Origin of the sequence: Amycolatopsis jejuensis, from assembly GCF_000717335.1 — a bacterium.
GTDB lineage: Bacteria > Actinomycetota > Actinomycetes > Mycobacteriales > Pseudonocardiaceae > Amycolatopsis > Amycolatopsis jejuensis.
The window spans coordinates 1-15,327 of record NZ_JNYZ01000052.1; the positions used below are offsets into that span (position 1 = coordinate 1).

The following is a 15,327-nucleotide window of genomic DNA, read 5'->3' on the forward strand; positions in this document are numbered from 1 at the left end:
ATGGGAACGCCGCGATGACATCCACGAAGCGTTCCTCGGTCTGGCGACATGCGTGATCTGCTACCGCCACATCAAAACCTTCTGTTAGGAACTCTTAGGGCTGGGCGAGGTCCGGCGGCAGCCAGCGGGTATGCCGCAGCAGGGACCGCGCGAACAGCTTCGGCGGCGTGACCCGGAATGCCGCACTCCGGGCGGCGATCACCACGGGATTCGTCACCTGCTGACCCATCCGGCCGGCTTGCCGGGCGGCGCGGGCGATTGCCTGGCTGCGGGGGCGGCGTACGCGGTCGTAGTGGGTCAAGGCAGGGTCGATATCGTTGGTGGCCAGCGAGTTCGCCAGTACGACGGCGTCTTCCAGGGCTTGGCAGGCGCCTTGGCCGAGGTTCGGTTGCATGGCGTGCGCGGCATCGCCGAGGAAGGCCACTCGACCGGACACATAGGACGGTAATGGGGTGACCAGTTCGTACACATCGTGGTGCAGCACGTCTTCCGGGCGTGTTGCGTCCAGCAGCGCCGGGATCGGCTCGTGCCAGGTGCCGAAGCGGCGGTGCATTTCCGCCAGCGGGTCGGGGTAACGGACGCCTGCCGGTGCGGTGAGGACGGCGTGCCATTCGGCGTGGCCGTCGGTGAGTGCGATGTGCCCGAACTCGACCCCCCGGCCCCACGTCAGGTTGAAGTCCGAAGAGGACAGTGGCTCGGCGGTGATGGCGCGGACCACGGTGGATCCACTGTAGACAGCGCCGGGGTGCGCGGGGAAGAAATGCTTGCGCAGAAGGCTGTTCACGCCATCGGCGGCGACGATCACGTCTGCCTCGTGGTCGCCATCCGTCGTGACCACGCGGGTGCCGTCAACTCCGGTGACTTCCGCGCGTACCACTTGGCCGGGCAGGAGTTCACGCAGAATCCGGTGGAGTTCGTACCGCGCAATGCCGACGATCGGCGTACCCGCGACGCGTTCGAGTTCGGTTCCGTCCATGCGGGCAAGCCAGGCGCCGCGCGGACTTCGGGTGCTCACGGTGCGTTGGAAGCACCCGGCGGCGCGGAGTGCGGCACCCGCGCCGAGCGCGTCCAATGCGCGAACTCCGTTGGCGGCCAACGAAATTCCGGACCCGGCGTCGTCCAGCTCGCCGGGTAACCGTTCGAAGACGGTGACGTCCCAGCCGATCCGCCGCAACCCGATCGCTGCCGCCAGCCCGCCGATACCTCCGCCGACGACCACTGCTTTGCCCATGCCGCGCCCCCATTCGGGCTCCAGCATAGGCACCGGCGCTTACGACGGCTCGGGCACCGGCTTCTTCCGGGCGAGTTCCAGCAGTGGCACGGCTGCTGCGGCGTCGGTGACCAGCGTGGACACCAGCCCTGACCGCAGGACCGCGTCCACGGCCTCGGCTTTCGGGCGGCTGTACCCGATCGCGATCACCTCCGGGACGGCCATCAGCTCCTCGGTGCTGATGGCGAGCACGTGGTGCGCCAGCCCGGTACCCAGTGGGTTGCCGGCGGAGTCGAACAGCCGCGCGGCGACCTCGGCAGCAGCGCCGCGGGCGGCGATGGCGGCGCGTTCGGCCTCGTCCAGCGCGTCGTACACAGTGGACTCTCCGGCCTCCCACGCACCGATGCTGACCACGGCCTTGGTGAGCTTGCCGAACTGCGCAAACGTTTCCGCGATACCCGGCTGGTGCCGCAGGATCTCGGTGGTCCGCCGGTCCGGCAGGACGAGCGGGCCGAAGATCGGGTACGAATCGCCGCCGGACACCGACGTCACGCGGCTGACCGTCTCGACCGAGCGGCCACGCATGTCCATGCCCGCTTGTACCCCACATAGCTGAACGATCGGGCAGCGTGGCAGGGTCCGGATCGCCTCGGTCATCGCGTTCACCGACCGCGCCCAGGACAGCCCGATCACGTCGTCCAGCGTGGTGGTCTCCTCCAGCAGCCGGGCGGCCAGCGCGCCGACCTGCTTGCGGACGATTTCCCGCGGTTCGTTCTCCGACGCTCGTTCGAGCACCAGCGCGCGGTCCAGATGGTAGGCGCGGCGGACGTCGTCGGACAGTTCGACGTCGATGGGCGCGGGCAGGTCGAACTCGATCCGCACCAGCCCGCTGTCGAGTGCCGTGTCCAGCATCCGCGCGACTTTGAACCGGCTCATCCCGAACTCGTCGGCGATCTCCAGCTTGGACGCGCCCTGCACGTAGAAGCGCCTGGCCATGGTGGCAAGCACGAGCGTCTCGGTCAGCGGCGGAGGACCCTTTTTCCTGCTCACTTGAGCATGATAGCGCAAAAATGAGCTTTGGCGGTTGACGGATCCCCAGGGTAGCGCCTGTAATGCCTACGCATGTTACCTGCGCCATAGGCCAATTTTGCTCATTCGAGCGTTGAGGAAGGGGATGAAGGCATGCGTGCCGCGATCGTGGACCGGCCCGGGGAGATCCGGGTCGGTGAGGTTCCCGATCCGAAGCCAGGGGAGCGTCAGGTCGTCGTGAAGGTGGGTGCCTGCGGGATCTGCGGCACGGACCTGCACATCGCCGACGGGCACTTCCCGCCGACCCCGTACCCCATCGTCCCCGGGCACGAGTTCGCCGGGGAGATCGTCGACCTCGGCGCGGACGTGCCGGACGAGTGGCAGATCGGCGACCGCGTCGCGGTCGACCCGTCGATCTACTGCGGGTACTGCCCGGCCTGCCGTTCGGGTCACGGAAACCTCTGTGCCAACTGGAATGCCACCGGCGACACCGTCAACGGCGCGTTTGCCGAGTACGTCGCCGTACCCGCCGACACCTGTCACAAGATGCCCGACTCGCTGACCTGGGAGCAGGGCGCACTGGTGGAGCCGGTGTCCTGTGCGGTGCACGGCGTGCGCCGGATCGGCGTGGAAGCGGGCGAACGGTTCCTTGTGGTCGGCGCCGGAACGATGGGCCTGATCATGCAGCAGCTGCTGCAGCGGGCCGGCGCCCAAGTGACGATGGTCGATCGCAACGCCTCCCGGCTGCCGCGCGCGACCGGCCTCGGTGCGGTCGGGGTGGCCGAGGACGTGAAAGCACTGGACGGCGAACTCTATGACGCTGCAGTGGATTGCACCGGCGCTGCGCCCGCCATCGAATCCGCTTTCGACGCGCTCCGCCGCGGTGGACGGCTGCTCGTATTCGGCGTTGCACCGGCCGAAGCCCGCGTTGCGCTTTCACCGTTCCGTATCTACAACGACGAGATCACCATTGTCGGTTCCATGGCGGTGTTGAACAGCTATGCCAATGCACTCGACCTGGTCGCAAACGGGTACATCGATACCGACGCGTTGATCACCGACACTCTTCCGCTCGAGCAGTACCCCGAAGCGCTGGCGAAAATGCGCAGCGGGTCCGGTCTCAAGATCCAGGTACTCCCCGGAGGTGGTGGCCGTGCGTAAGCTCTTGTGCCTCCTTGCCGCAACAGCGTTGTTCGTGACGGGATGCGCCGGAGCCGGTTCGCTCGGTACCGGCGGGCGGACACTGGTCGTCGCCATCGTGTCCAACCCGCAGATGAAAGACGCGATCTCGCTCAAGGGCGAGTTCGAAAAGGCCAACCCCGGCATCCGGCTGAAGTTCGTTTCCCTGCCGGAAAACGAGGCCAGGGCCAAGATCACCGCGTCCACCGCCACGCAAGGCGGGGAATTCGACGTGGTGATGATCAGCAATTACGAGGCCCCGCAATGGGCGGCCAACGGCTGGCTCGAAAACCTCGAACCGCACATGAAGGCCACGCTCGGGTACGACGAGAACGATTTCATCCCCAGTATCCGGCAGTCGCTGTCGTACGAGAACCAGATGTACGCCGTGCCGTTCTACGGTGAATCGTCCTTTGTGGTCTATCGCAAGGATCTCTTCCAGAAGGCCGGCTTGAGCATGCCGGACCATCCGACGTGGCAGCAGATTGCCGAGTACGCCGCGAAACTCGACGACAAGCAAGCCGGGATCGCGGGAATCTGCCTGCGCGGAAAGCCCGGCTGGGGCGAAAGCCTCGCGCCGTTCACCACTGTTGCCAACACTTTCGGTGCGCAGTGGTTCGACCAGCAGTGGAACGCGAAGCTGACCAGCCCGGAATTCACCCAGGCGGCGAACTTCTACGTGAACCTGTTGCGGGAGCACGGCGAGGTCGGCGCCGCCAGCGCCGGGTTCACCGAATGCGGCACGCGTTATGCGCAGGGGCAGGCCGCGATGTGGTACGACGCCACGTCGATGACGGGTACCACCGAGGACCCGGCCACCAGCCGCGTCGGCGGCAAGAACGGGTACGTCGCGGCGCCGGTGGAGAAGACGCAGGCCAGCGGCTGGCTGTACACCTGGGCGCTGGGCATTCCGAAGGTCGGGCAGAACAAGGACGACGCCTGGAAGTTCATGGCGTGGATGACCGACAAGGCGTACGCGAAGAAGGTCGGCGAAACGTTCGGCTGGAACCGCGTGCCGCCGGGCACTCGCAATTCGACGTACGAAATCCCGCAATACGCAGACGCCGCGAAGGCGTACGCAAAGCCGACGCTGGAAGGTATCGCGGCGGCCAATCAGCAGAAGACCATGGTGAATCCGGTGCCGTATCCCGGCATCCAGTTCGTCGGAATTCCGGAGTTCCAGGACCTCGGTACCCGGGTGAGTCAGCAGCTGTCCGCCGCGATCGCCGGGCAGACTTCGGTGGCCGACGCGCTCGCGCAGGCGCAGAAATACGCGGAATCCGTCGGTAAGTCCTACCAGGAGGTGCAGCGATGAGCACCCTGTCGGTGACCGCTCCGGCGGCCGCGCCTGCCGCCGCGAAAAAGGCGCCCGCCGCATCCGGGAAACGGCGACTGCCGCTCCTGCCCGCACTGATCTTCGTGATCGCGGTGACCCAGGTTCCGTTCCTGCTCACCATTTACTACTCGTTCCAGTCGTGGAACCTCGTCCGCCCTGGCTCCCGGCATTTCGTCGGGTTCCGCAACTACATCGACGTCTTCACCGATTCGACGTTCCTCGGTGCCTTGGTGAACACCGTGGTCCTCACCTTGGTATGCGTCTTCCTTGCGCTGTTGCTCGGCCTCGGGCTGGCGATCCTGCTGGACCGCAAGTTCTTCGGCCGCGGTTTCGTGCGCACGCTGCTGATCACGCCGTTCCTCATTCTTCCGGCGGCCGGTGCGTTGTTGTGGAAGACCACGATGTTCGACCCGACGTACGGCTTGCTGCATTTCGTGTTCGGCACCGACCTCGACTGGCTGTCGCAATTCCCGCTCGCCGCGGTGATGGCGCAGATCATCTGGCAGTGGACGCCGTTCATGACGCTGCTGATTCTCGCCGGGCTGCAGAGCCAATCGAAAGAAGTGCTGGAGGCCGCGTCGGTGGACGGCGCGGGCCGCTGGCGCACCTTCGTGTCGATCACGCTGCCGCACCTGTCGCGCTTCCTGCAATTGGCCACGCTGCTCGGCGCGATCTACATCGTGAACAGTTTCGACGCGATTTTCCTGATGACGCAAGGCGGTCCGGGCACGGCGAGCACGAACCTGCCGTTCTACATCTACCAGCGCGCATTCGAAGGCTTCGACATCGGCCAGTCCTCGGCGATGGGCGTCGTCGTGGTCATCCTGACCATGATCGTCGCGACCTTCGCCCTGCGGCTGATGTTCCGCGCGTTCTCCGTGGACGGAGGCACCAAGTGAGCACCGCAACCGCCACCGCACCGGGTACCACGGCCGCCGCGCCTCCCCCGGGCCGACGGCCCAAACGCCGCTACGGCCCCGGCGCACTGACCGTCGCGACCTGGGTGATCGCGATCCTGTTCGTCTTCCCGCTGCTGTGGATGATTCTCACCGCATTCAAACAGGAATCCGACGCCTACACCGATCCGCCGAAGCTGTTCTTCTCGCCGACATTCGACCAGATCGCCGGCGTGCTGAACAGCGGGTTCCTGCCATACCTCGCGAATTCGGCTTTCGTCACCGTGATTTCGACGCTGCTGGTGCTGCTGCTGGGAATTCCGGCGGCGTACGCGCTGTCGCTGGCTCCGGTGAAAGGCACGAAGAATGCGCTGAGCTTCTTCCTGTCCACGAAAATGCTGCCGATCGTGGCGGCGATCATTCCGCTGTACGTGATCTCGCAGAACACCAACCTGCTCGACACGGTGTGGGCGCTGATCATTCTGTACACCTCGATGAATCTGCCGCTCGCGATCTGGATGATGCGGTCGTTCTTCCTGGAGGTGCCGGGGGAGATGATCGAGGCGGCGCGGATCGACGGGGCGAACCTGCCGACGTTGCTGCGCAAGATCATCATGCCGGTCGTCGCCCCCGGAATCGCCGCGACCGCGCTGATCTGCGTGATCTTCTCCTGGACGGAGTTCTTCTACGCGGTCAACCTCACCGCCGCCCGGGCCGGCACGGTGCCGGTGTTCCTGGTCGGCTTCATCACCAGCGAGGGCCTGTACTGGGCCCAGCTGTCCGCCGCCGCGTTGCTGGCCTCGCTGCCGGTGATGATCGTCGGCTGGTTCGCGCAGAACCACCTTGTCCGTGGCCTTTCCATGGGTGCTGTGAAGTAAAGGAAGAGCGCAGATGTCCGCAGAAGTGATTTACGACCAGGCGTCGCGTGTCTACCCCGGCAACCCGGGCGTCCGCGCGGTCGACAAGCTGAGCCTCGAGGTACCGGACGGCGAGTTCCTTGTGCTGGTGGGCCCGTCCGGATCGGGAAAGTCCACCGCGCTGCGCATGCTCGCCGGGCTGGAGGAGGTGAACGAGGGCACGATCCGGATCGGCGACCGCGATGTCACCGATTTGCCGCCCAAGGATCGTGACATTGCGATGGTGTTCCAGTCATATGCGCTGTATCCGCATATGACGGTGGCCGACAATATGGGTTTCGCGTTGAAGCTGCGCGGGTTTTCGTCGGCTGACATCAAGAAGCGGGTGGACGAGGCGGCGGCGATGCTGGATCTGTCGCGGTTCCTTGATCGGAAGCCGAAGGCATTGTCGGGTGGGCAGCGGCAGCGGGTCGCGATGGGGCGGGCTATTGTTCGTGAGCCCAGTGTGTTCTTGATGGACGAGCCACTGTCCAATTTGGACGCCAAGCTGCGGGTGGAGACTCGGGCCAATATTGCGAAGCTGCAGCAGCGGCTTGGTACCACCACGATTTACGTTACCCACGATCAGGTCGAGGCCATGACCATGGGTGATCGGGTGGCGGTGTTGAAGGATGGCGTGCTGCAGCAGTGCGATTCGCCGCGGGAGTTGTATGAGAATCCGGCCAATTCGTTTGTCGCCGGGTTCATTGGTTCTCCGGCGATGAATCTGGCTACCTTGCCGTTGTCGAATGGTGGGGTGCAGTTGGGGGATCTCGTGGTACCGCTGCCGACTTCGGTGCGGTCCGCGGCGCAGGCGGCCGGGTTGTCGGAGATCGTGTTCGGGATCCGGCCGGAGGCATTGCGGCTGGTGGGGGAGGCGGACGAGGGGTTCGAGCTCGTCGTGGAGCTGGTGGAGGAATTGGGGGCCGACGCTTACCTGCATGGGAAGGTCGGTGATGATCGGTTCGTGGTGCGGGTGGATGGGCGGACTCCGCCTCGGATCGGGGATAACGTGCGGGTCGCGCTTCGGGGGGAAGGGGAGACGCATGCGTTTGATCCGGGGAGTACGTTGCGGTTGAGCTGAACCCGGTGTTGCGTGGGGGCACCCCGAAGCCGGGATTGTGACTACGTTCTGCGGGGGCTGTCAAGGCGGGAAAGATGCCTTGACAGCCCCCTCCGCACGTGTTTGGGCTTCGTATCGGGGTGCAGGGCGGGGGCTGGCTGCCCGGGTCCAGCGGGTGGGCCGCTGCGGTTGGGTGGAGTGGGGGGTAGGGCGCTGGAGAGCACTGTGGTGATCATTTTGTGCAGGGCGGCGTGGTTGGGGGGCTGGGCGGTGCGGTCGGCGAAGAGTAGGTGGCCTGCGCCGATCAGGGTGGGGGCCAGGGTTTGTACGTCGGCGGTTGGGGTCAGGCGGCCCAGGGATTGTTCTGCGGCCAGGTAATCCGCCAGCAGTAGTGCGGCGTCGGTTGCCAGTGGGACGCCGGTGGGGCGGGCGTTGCGGAGGCGGGTGCGTAGTTCGTCGCGGAAGGTGATCAGGGCGACGATCGATACCGCTACCGATTCGAAGACTTCGGTGAGTACGTCGGCGATTGTGGTGATCAGGTCGCCGGTTCCGGCTGACTCCAGTAAAGCGTCGCGGCGGGATTCCAGTCGGTGGATCCGGTCCAGTACCAGGTCTGCCAGGAAGGCGTCGAAGTCGGCGAAATGTTTGTGCAGTACGCCTTTTGCGCAGTCTGCTTCCGTGGTCACCGCGCGGCTCGTCAGTCCGCTCGGGCCGTCGCGCAGGAGTACGCGCTCGGCGGCGTCGAAGAGTTGCGCGCGGACGTCGCGGAGGTGGATCCCGGTGGGCAACTCCAGCCGCCTCTCTGGTCAAGTGGGCGCTTGCCCACTATGGTGGGCGCATGCCCACTTTACCGCACCAGCATCGGGCGATGGCCGAGTCGTTCGGCGTCGACCCGGACCGTTACGACCGGGCTCGTCCGCGTTATCCGGATGGCCTGGTCACCGCGATCGTCGGCGGGAGTCCTGGCGGGGAGTTTCTCGACGTCGGGTGCGGGACCGGGATCGAGGGCAGGCAGTTCCGGGCGGCCGGGTGCGTGGTGCTCGGCGTGGAGCCGGACGCGCGGATGGCCGAGTTCGCGCGGCGCGGCGGGTTCGACGTCGAGGTCGCGACTTTCGAGGAGTGGGACCCGTCCGGGCGTACCTTCGACGCGCTGGTGTCCGGGCAGGCCTGGCATTGGGTCGACCCGGTGGTCGGCGCTGCGAAGGCTGCGCGGGTACTGCGGCCTGGCGGCCGGTTTGCCGCGTTCTGGCACGTGTTCCAGCCGCCCGAGGAGATCGGCGAGGCGCTCGCGGCCGCGATCCGGCGCGCGATTCCGGATGCGCCGTTCGACGCCGATTACGTGAAACGGCCGAGCCTGTCCGGATACCAGCCGCTGCTGGACAAGGTTGCGGACAGCCTTCGCGACACCGGCGCCTTCGCCGAGCCGGAACAATGGCCCTACGAATGGACGCAGGACTACAACCGCGACCAGTGGCTCGACCTGCTCGCCACGCAAGGCGGCCTCACCGCCGCCACGCCGGCGCAGCGTGACCAGGTACTGGCCGAGGTTGGCGCGGCGATCGACGCGCTCGGCGGCCACCTGACGACGACCTACTCGACCGCCGCGGTGACCGCCGTTCGCGCGTAACCGGCTACTCCTGCAACGAAAGCGCCTGGCTGGGGCAGACGTTCACCGCCTCGCGGGCTGCCTCGACCAGTGCGCCGTCGGGCGTTTCGTTGAGGACGATCACCGTGCCGTCGTCCTCGCTCTGGTCGAACAGCGCGGGTTCGGTGAGCACGCACTGCCCGGCGCCGACGCACTTGCCGGTGTCCGCGATGATCTTCATGGTTGCCTCTTCCTCGCTCGTGGTGGGAGCACCTTGATCTCTACCAGGTCACCGGCCGCCGGTACAGGCCGTGGTCCCGGTGCGTCACCAGGTCACCGGCAGCCGGTAAAGCCCGAAGATCACCGCATCCTCTTTGACCGGGAGTTCGTCGGCCGGGAGGGGGCACTCGAGGGTCGGGATGCGGCGGAACAGGGTGTCGAAGACGATCTGCAGTTCCATCCGCGCGAGGTTCTGGCCGAGGCATTGGTGCGGCCCGAATCCGAAGGCGACGTGGTGGCGTGCGCCGCGTTCGAGGTCGAGCTCCGCGGGGTTCTCGAACACGTCCGGGTCCCAGTTCGCCGCGTAGCCCAGCACGATCACGCCGTCGCCGGCCTTGATGGTGACCCCGCCGACCTCGACGTCCCCGGTCGCCACCCGCGAGGTCGCCGACTCGACGATGGTGAAGTACCGCAACAGTTCCTCGACCGCGGGGAGCGTTTTCTCCGGGTTCTTACGAATCATCGCGAGCTGGTCGGGGTGCTGCAGCAACGCCACGGTGCCGAGCGAGATCATGTTCGCCGTGGTCTCGTGCCCGGCGACCAACAGCAGGAACGACAGCCCGATCATCGCTTCGTGCCGGTACGTGCCCTCAGCGCGGCGCTTGGTGATCTGCCTGCCGAGCAGATCGTCGCCGGGGTCGGCTTCCTTCTGCTTGACCAGGTCGCTGAGGTACTCGCGAAGCCGCTCCGTGGCCGCCCGCCGGTCCTCGGGGCGGACGCTGCGCCGGACGATCGCCATGGTCTGTTCCTGGAAGAAGTCGTGGTCGGCATACGGCACGCCGAGCAGTTCGCAGATCACCAGCGACGGCACCGGAAGCGAGAGTTTCTCGACGAGGTCGACCGGGCCTTCGGTGGCGAGAATGTCGTCGATCAGCCCGTCCACGATCTGCTGGATCCGCGGCCGCAGTGCTTCCACCCGCCGCACGGTGAACTCACCGAGCACCACTTTCCTGGCCTCGGTGTGCTCGGGTGCGTCCATGCCGATCATCGACTTCTCCGACGGGCGGATGCTGGTCCCGCCTTCGGTCAGGAAGGGGAAGTTCGGGTGGAACCGGTCGGAGGAGAACCGGCGGTCGCCGAGTACGCGGCGCGCGTCCTCGTGCCGGGTCACGACCCAGGCTTTGCTGCCGTTGGGAAGGGGTACGCGCACGGGGGCCTTTTCGTCGCGCATCTGCGTGTACTGCTCGGGTTGCGCGAACGGGCACGTGCGGGCGACCGGCATGCGGAACTCTTCAGTGGTGGTCATCGTTTTCTCCCCTCACCAGGTCACCGGGAGGCAGTACAGCCCGAAAACCCCGGAGTCGTGTTTGAACGGCAGCTCGTCGACGGGCGCGGCGAGGCGAAGCGTCGGAATGCGGCAGAACATCGTGTCGAAGACGATCTGCAGTTCCATCCGTGCGAGGTTCTGCCCGAGACATTGGTGCGGCCCGAACCCGAACGCGATGTGGTGCCTGCCGCCGCGTTCGACGTCGAGCTGCCCGGGTTCGGGGAACACCGACGTGTCGAAGTTGGCCGCGTGGCTCAGGCCCATCACGCCCTGACCTGCGCGGATGGTGACCCCGGCGATGTCGGCGTCCTCGACCGCGACCCGTGACGTGGCCCCCTCGGCGACGGTGAAGTACCGCAGCAGTTCCTCGATGGCGTCGGCGGTCCGGCCGGGGTCGGTCTTGATCTTCTCGAGCTGGCTCGGGTTTTCGAGCAGCGCGAGCGTGCCCAGCGAGATCATGTTCGCGGTGGTTTCATGCCCCGCGATCAGCAGCAGCGCGGCCAGCGACACCAGCTCGTCGTGCTCGTAGGTGCCCTCGGCGCGCTTCTTCGCGATCTGCCGGCTGAGCAGATCGTCGGCGGGTGCGGTTTCCTTTGCCGTGACGAGGTCGGACAGGTAATCCTGCAGCGCGATCGCCGACGCATTGCGCTCTCCGTCGCGTCCTTCCCGGTTGAGCGCCCTTGAGCTGTGCTCCTGGAAGAACTCGTGGTCGGCGTACGGGACCCCGAGCTGTTCGCAGATCACCAGTGACGGCACCGGAAGCGACAGCGCGGACACGAGGTCGGCCGGTTTGGGGCCGTCCAGGATCGCGTCGAGGTGCTCGTCGACGATCTCCTGGATGCGCGGCTGCAGCGCCTTCATCCGCTTCACGGTGAACTCGCCCAGCACCTCCCGCCGGGCTTCGCCGTGCTCCGGCGCGTCCATCGAGATCAGCGACGGGCGGAATCTCCCGGCCGGCCGGTTGCCGTCCCGGAACAGGTTGGGGAAGGCCGGGTTCAGCCGGTCGGAGCTGAACCTCGGGTCGTTCAGCATCGCGCGCACGTCCTCGTGCCGGGACAGCACCCAGACGTGCTGGCCGGTGTGCTCGAGCTCGACGTACTGCGCACGGGCCGCCTGTAGCTGCTCGTACCCCGGTGGCGGAGAGAACGGGCAGGTTCGTTTCGCCGGTAAGCGGACCTGCTCGGCGTGGGCGAAATCGGTCATTGGACCCCCTGTGGTGGGTTTGCCCCGTGACGGAACGAATGTGGAGGATTACATTCCGGTTCATTGCCCACGGTACCGAAGTGGAGGATCGTCGTCCACTAGCAACGGGGTGACAATGACTGTCCGGCGCTGTTTGCTGTCTGGTTTGTGCCGCCGGTCGGGCATGGGAGAATCCGCGCGAACCAACGGAAGGCCGGGTATGAGTGCAGACCCCGAGGCGCCGCTGCGGGCGGACGCGCAGCGCAACCGGGACCAGATCATCGCGGCCGCCAGGGCGATCTTCACCGAGCACGGCCCCGAGGTCCCGATGGAGGAGATCGCGCGCGCGGCCGGCGTCGGCGTCGGCACGCTGTACCGGCGCTTCCCGGACCGCGAAGCGCTGATCCGCGCGGTCGCGATGGACAACTTCGCCCGGGTGCTCGAGAAAGCCAAGGATTTCACCGAGGAGGAGCCGACGGCGTGGCGGGCCCTCGTGCGGCTGCTGTACCACGGCCTCGACCTGCAGCTGTCGATGCAGCTGGCGATGCTCTCGCAGCGGGCACACGAAATCCTCAAGGACGATCCCGGTGTCACGGAGCTGCGGGAAAAGCTGCTGACCGAGGTCGAGTCGCTGGTCGTCCGCGCGCAGGCCGAGGGATCGCTGCGGCCGGACGTGGGGGCGGGCGACATCGCGGTGCTGTTCGCGCGCATGATCCGGCAGCTGCCGGCGCACCGCGTGAAGTCGCCGCAGGTGGCGACTGCGCGCAGCGTCGCGATCATGATCGACGGGCTGCAGGCCAAGCCGGGTACGCCGTTGCCGGGGCGACCGCTGGGGCGGCGCGACCTGCTGTGAGTTCCCGGGGTTGCCCGGCTGGTTGCTTGGGTGGGGGCGATCTCACAGTGGGACATCCGATGGCGGGTACGGGCGTCTTATCCGGTGATCGTTATCGGGTGATCGCCGGTGACCGTTGCCGGTGATCGTTGGGGAGGGGACCACCATGACTGTTCGCCGTATTGCCATAGCGGTCGGGGCGGCCGTCGCGGTTGCCGGGGGAGCGGCCGCGATCTTCGCCGGTCCGGCCGGTGCTGCGCCGTCGAGTTCGCCGGTGCAGTGCTCGGCTGACCAGGTCACGGCCAAGCTCGTGTACGGCGGCGCGGGCGCGGGCAACCGCAACGCCGCGCTGCAGTTCACCGCGAACCCGGGTGAGCGCTGTTCCTTGCCGGGCCGGGTCGACGTCGGACTCATCGGCGCGCACAACGTGCTGGTGAACAACGAAGCCGCGGCCGACGCACCGCCGGTGGTGCTGTCGGACGGCTCGTCGGCGTACGTCCCGCTGCACTGGACCGCGATCGCGCCGGAGGAAGAGCAGCAGACGCCGAACGGGATCACCGTCCCCGGCGTCACGGTGGATTGGCCCTTCGGCGCGGTGGACGCGAACGAGGGCAGCCACACCATCGACGTCGGTGCGCTCGTGGCAGGGGTTGCGCCTGCGGTGTGATCGGTTTTAGACCAGTCCGCCGAGAGTGAGGGTGAGCGCGTCGACGAGGTGCGTGCGGGTGCCCGAGTACAGGTTGATCTGCGGCGCGCCGTCGTCATCGTCGTTGACGAAGCTGAGTACGCGGCCGCGTCCGGTCAGGTCGATGGCGGACAGGGCGGTGCTGTGTACACGCTCGCCGTCGCTGTCTCGCCGGGCCGCGTGCATTTGGTGCAGCGCATCGCGTTCGGCGCGCATCAGGTGTCGTAGCTGGTCGGCTGCTGCGGAGGATTCGGCGAGCGGATCGGGGGAAGCGGCGTCGTAGTACGCCTTCGATACCTGCAACGGCCGGATCCTTGCCGCGTCGCACCCGGGTAGCGCGTCGACGAGACTCGCGGCAATGTCCTTGGGGGACACGGGTTCGAGCTGCACCGTGCGCTCGTCGGTGGTCAGCCGGACGGCCTCGCGCCCGGCCGCGGAGACGAGAATCGCACCGTTGTCGCCGCGGTGACGGCCGAAGTCGCTCCAGGCGTACACCTCGCGTCGCGCGCCCGCGAGCAGCCGGAGCGTGCCGCGCAGCCGCGGGGTCGGCGAGTCGCCCGCCGCGAGCCCGAACTGGGCCAGCAGCCGGAGGGATTGCTTGCGCAGCTTGGCGGTGAAGTCGTCGGTCACGTACCTCGGGGTCTCCTCGACGACCGCCGGCGGGTCGCCGAGTTCGCCGTGGTCCCAGATGGCAAGAAACGCGAGCCGCGGCATCCGGACCGGCCGCTCGATGATCGTCATCAGTTCGTGCGCCCTCAACCGCCGTGGCCCGGGCCGGGCAGTTCGGTTTGCAGCGCCTGGCCATTCGCCCGCGCATGCCGGACGTAGTCGCGGTACCGATCGACGTTCTGCTGCGCCAACGCGTTGTACTCGGCGATTTCCGTTTCGGTGTCGATGTCCCACGGAGCCGCCTTGCCGTGGAGATCCTGGTGCGGCGGCGTCGGCATGGGCTGTAGTGAGGCTTTCATCGCATCGAACGCATGCGCGAGATCGGTGAGATTGGCGCCATTGGCGGCGTAGACCCGAGCAGCCTCCGCCGCGCTGTCGACCAGCGGGCGGATTCTCGCCTGTGCGGCATCGGCCCCGCCGCCCGTCCAGGCCGCTTCGAGGCCCGCGCTCATCCGAGAGATCACGTCGCTCACTTCATCGTGCTGCCGGGCAAGGGTCGTTGCCTGGGTACTTCCGTCGTGCCAGCTCTCGGTGCCTGCGCCGTCGAGGATTTTCCGCACGAGGTCCGGTGCGGGGAGGCTTTGGTCGGGGGGTAGGTCGCCTACGTTGTCGGCTTGGGTGTCGGGTGGGTTGTTCCCGATCCGGTCGAAGAACCCCATCAGGAAACGGCTTCCTGCGGAGGACCGGTCAGTGGCGGGTCGGTGGTTGCGGTGCTGGTGGCTGGCGGTTCGGTGGTTGCGGTGCTGGTGAGTGGCGGGTCGGCGGCTGCGGTGTTGGCCGCGAATCCGGCCACGAGTGGGGTATTCATCCCGGCCGCCCGCCTGGGCTTGAGGGGCGCACGTCGTCGGCGGCGGTGCGGTCGGCGTTCTCGGTGATTCCGAGTGCCTGTTGCAGCTTGACCACGAGATCGGCGGTGTAGGTGTACATCTGGTCCACGTGCGCGACCCCGGCCCCGAACGCGCCGGTCGCCTGGCCGTCGCCGACCAGACGGGTGTTGTACGCCGTGCTGGCCGGGTCGTCGGCGGGCGGGGTCAGCCTGCCCAGGTTCGCCGCGGTTGCCCGCATGTCGCGGAGCTGGTCGCGGGCTTGTTTCGCCAGCCTGAGCATGCTCATCGCGTCGTCGCGGTTCAACGTGAAGCCCGGCCCGGCGGACGTGCTGGGGGTGATGGTGATGCCAAGGCCGGTCAACCAGGTGGGCGCCGGGTCGTTCACGTGTCGA

16 protein-coding genes and 1 pseudogene are annotated in these 15,327 nt (G+C 67.1%); 8 read left to right on the forward strand and 9 right to left on the reverse strand.

Going from position 1 to position 15,327, the window contains the following annotated elements; all coding sequences use genetic code 11:
- Positions 1–94: 94 nt before the first annotated feature.
- Together OO71_RS43355 and OO71_RS43360 are read right to left on the reverse strand one after the other, a co-directional pair.
- Positions 95–1,231: an FAD-dependent monooxygenase gene (locus OO71_RS43355; protein WP_033295932.1), complete on the reverse strand. Its 1,137-nt coding sequence runs from the start codon at positions 1,229–1,231 to the stop codon at positions 95–97.
- Between the two features lie 39 nt (positions 1,232–1,270).
- Complete coding sequence (locus OO71_RS43360; protein ID WP_033295933.1) at positions 1,271–2,260, reverse strand: sugar-binding transcriptional regulator; 990 nt, start codon at positions 2,258–2,260, stop codon at positions 1,271–1,273.
- Between the two features lie 132 nt (positions 2,261–2,392).
- Here OO71_RS43360 and OO71_RS43365 point away from each other — a divergent pair, with 132 nt between their 5' ends.
- The 5 genes from OO71_RS43365 to OO71_RS43385 all read left to right on the forward strand — a co-directional run bounded on the left by OO71_RS43365 (position 2,393) and on the right by OO71_RS43385 (position 7,630).
- A complete protein-coding gene (locus OO71_RS43365; RefSeq protein ID WP_033295934.1) occupies positions 2,393–3,400 on the forward strand; it encodes a zinc-dependent alcohol dehydrogenase family protein in 1,008 nt (335 codons plus the stop codon).
- A complete protein-coding gene (locus tag OO71_RS43370) occupies positions 3,387–4,733 on the forward strand; it encodes an ABC transporter substrate-binding protein (protein WP_033295962.1) in 1,347 nt (448 codons plus the stop codon). The genes OO71_RS43365 and OO71_RS43370 overlap by 14 nt, the downstream gene beginning before the upstream one ends.
- The gene (locus OO71_RS43375) at positions 4,730–5,653 is read left to right on the forward strand and encodes a carbohydrate ABC transporter permease (RefSeq protein WP_033295935.1); all 924 of its coding nucleotides are present in this window, start codon (positions 4,730–4,732) and stop codon (positions 5,651–5,653) included. Before OO71_RS43370 ends, OO71_RS43375 begins: the two co-directional genes overlap by 4 nt.
- Before the next feature lie 86 nt (positions 5,654–5,739).
- Positions 5,740–6,528, forward strand: a complete 789-nt coding sequence (locus tag OO71_RS43380) for a carbohydrate ABC transporter permease (RefSeq protein ID WP_033295963.1) — start codon at positions 5,740–5,742, stop codon at positions 6,526–6,528.
- Between the two features lie 13 nt (positions 6,529–6,541).
- On the forward strand, positions 6,542–7,630 hold the full coding sequence (locus OO71_RS43385; RefSeq protein ID WP_033295936.1) for an ABC transporter ATP-binding protein: 1,089 nt from the start codon (positions 6,542–6,544) through the stop codon (positions 7,628–7,630).
- Between the two features lie 185 nt (positions 7,631–7,815).
- Here the strand turns inward: OO71_RS43385 and OO71_RS43390 are convergent.
- A pseudogene (locus tag OO71_RS43390) lies at positions 7,816–8,397 on the reverse strand (TetR/AcrR family transcriptional regulator); the annotation flags it as partial.
- A 50-nt stretch (positions 8,398–8,447) separates the two neighbouring features.
- On the opposite strand from OO71_RS43390, the gene OO71_RS43395 reads away from it, so the two are divergent.
- On the forward strand, positions 8,448–9,236 hold the full coding sequence (locus OO71_RS43395; protein WP_033295937.1) for a class I SAM-dependent methyltransferase: 789 nt from the start codon (positions 8,448–8,450) through the stop codon (positions 9,234–9,236).
- Between the two features lie 4 nt (positions 9,237–9,240).
- Here the strand turns inward: OO71_RS43395 and OO71_RS43400 are convergent, their stop codons facing one another.
- From OO71_RS43400 to OO71_RS43410, 3 genes are all read right to left on the reverse strand, one after another.
- Positions 9,241–9,435, reverse strand: a complete 195-nt coding sequence (locus OO71_RS43400; RefSeq protein WP_033295938.1) for a ferredoxin — start codon at positions 9,433–9,435, stop codon at positions 9,241–9,243.
- A gap of 84 nt (positions 9,436–9,519) precedes the next feature.
- Complete coding sequence (locus OO71_RS43405) at positions 9,520–10,719, reverse strand: cytochrome P450 (protein WP_033295939.1); 1,200 nt, start codon at positions 10,717–10,719, stop codon at positions 9,520–9,522.
- 12 nt (positions 10,720–10,731) lie between these two features.
- Positions 10,732–11,943, reverse strand: coding sequence for a cytochrome P450 (locus OO71_RS43410; protein WP_033295940.1), 1,212 nt, complete (start codon positions 11,941–11,943; stop codon positions 10,732–10,734).
- 199 nt (positions 11,944–12,142) lie between these two features.
- Between OO71_RS43410 and OO71_RS43415 the strand changes: the two genes are divergently transcribed.
- Positions 12,143–12,775 carry a TetR/AcrR family transcriptional regulator gene (locus OO71_RS43415; RefSeq protein ID WP_033295941.1) on the forward strand — a complete coding sequence of 211 codons (633 nt, stop codon included), beginning with the start codon at positions 12,143–12,145 and terminating at the stop codon, positions 12,773–12,775.
- A 145-nt stretch (positions 12,776–12,920) separates the two neighbouring features.
- On the forward strand, positions 12,921–13,421 hold the full coding sequence (locus tag OO71_RS43420; protein WP_033295942.1) for a DUF4232 domain-containing protein: 501 nt from the start codon (positions 12,921–12,923) through the stop codon (positions 13,419–13,421).
- Between the two features lie 6 nt (positions 13,422–13,427).
- Here OO71_RS43420 and OO71_RS43425 read toward each other — a convergent pair whose 3' ends face one another.
- The 3 genes from OO71_RS43425 to OO71_RS43435 all read right to left on the reverse strand — a co-directional run bounded on the left by OO71_RS43425 (position 13,428) and on the right by OO71_RS43435 (position 15,320).
- On the reverse strand, positions 13,428–14,180 hold the full coding sequence (locus OO71_RS43425; protein ID WP_033295943.1) for an ESX secretion-associated protein EspG: 753 nt from the start codon (positions 14,178–14,180) through the stop codon (positions 13,428–13,430).
- A 14-nt stretch (positions 14,181–14,194) separates the two neighbouring features.
- The gene (locus tag OO71_RS43430) at positions 14,195–14,767 is read right to left on the reverse strand and encodes a PPE domain-containing protein (RefSeq protein WP_033295944.1); all 573 of its coding nucleotides are present in this window, start codon (positions 14,765–14,767) and stop codon (positions 14,195–14,197) included.
- 145 nt (positions 14,768–14,912) lie between these two features.
- On the reverse strand, positions 14,913–15,320 hold the full coding sequence (locus OO71_RS43435; protein WP_051793133.1) for a hypothetical protein: 408 nt from the start codon (positions 15,318–15,320) through the stop codon (positions 14,913–14,915).
- Positions 15,321–15,327: the final 7 nt, after the last annotated feature.

Bases quoted from the DNA above. Each gene is read 5' to 3' on its own strand.
- OO71_RS43355 (WP_033295932.1), bottom strand. From the start codon at position 1,231: ATGGGCAAAGCAGTGGTCGTCGGCGGAGGTATCGGCGGGCTGGCGGCA.
- OO71_RS43365 (WP_033295934.1), top strand. From the start codon at position 2,393: ATGCGTGCCGCGATCGTGGACCGGCCCGGGGAGATCCGGGTCGGTGAG.
- OO71_RS43375 (WP_033295935.1), top strand. From the start codon at position 4,730: ATGAGCACCCTGTCGGTGACCGCTCCGGCGGCCGCGCCTGCCGCCGCG.
- OO71_RS43385 (WP_033295936.1), top strand. From the start codon at position 6,542: ATGTCCGCAGAAGTGATTTACGACCAGGCGTCGCGTGTCTACCCCGGC.
- OO71_RS43395 (WP_033295937.1), top strand. From the start codon at position 8,448: ATGCCCACTTTACCGCACCAGCATCGGGCGATGGCCGAGTCGTTCGGC.
- OO71_RS43400 (WP_033295938.1), bottom strand. From the start codon at position 9,435: ATGAAGATCATCGCGGACACCGGCAAGTGCGTCGGCGCCGGGCAGTGC.
- OO71_RS43405 (WP_033295939.1), bottom strand. From the start codon at position 10,719: ATGACCACCACTGAAGAGTTCCGCATGCCGGTCGCCCGCACGTGCCCG.
- OO71_RS43410 (WP_033295940.1), bottom strand. From the start codon at position 11,943: ATGACCGATTTCGCCCACGCCGAGCAGGTCCGCTTACCGGCGAAACGA.
- OO71_RS43415 (WP_033295941.1), top strand. From the start codon at position 12,143: ATGAGTGCAGACCCCGAGGCGCCGCTGCGGGCGGACGCGCAGCGCAAC.
- OO71_RS43420 (WP_033295942.1), top strand. From the start codon at position 12,921: ATGACTGTTCGCCGTATTGCCATAGCGGTCGGGGCGGCCGTCGCGGTT.
- OO71_RS43425 (WP_033295943.1), bottom strand. From the start codon at position 14,180: ATGACGATCATCGAGCGGCCGGTCCGGATGCCGCGGCTCGCGTTTCTT.
- OO71_RS43430 (WP_033295944.1), bottom strand. From the start codon at position 14,767: ATGGGGTTCTTCGACCGGATCGGGAACAACCCACCCGACACCCAAGCC.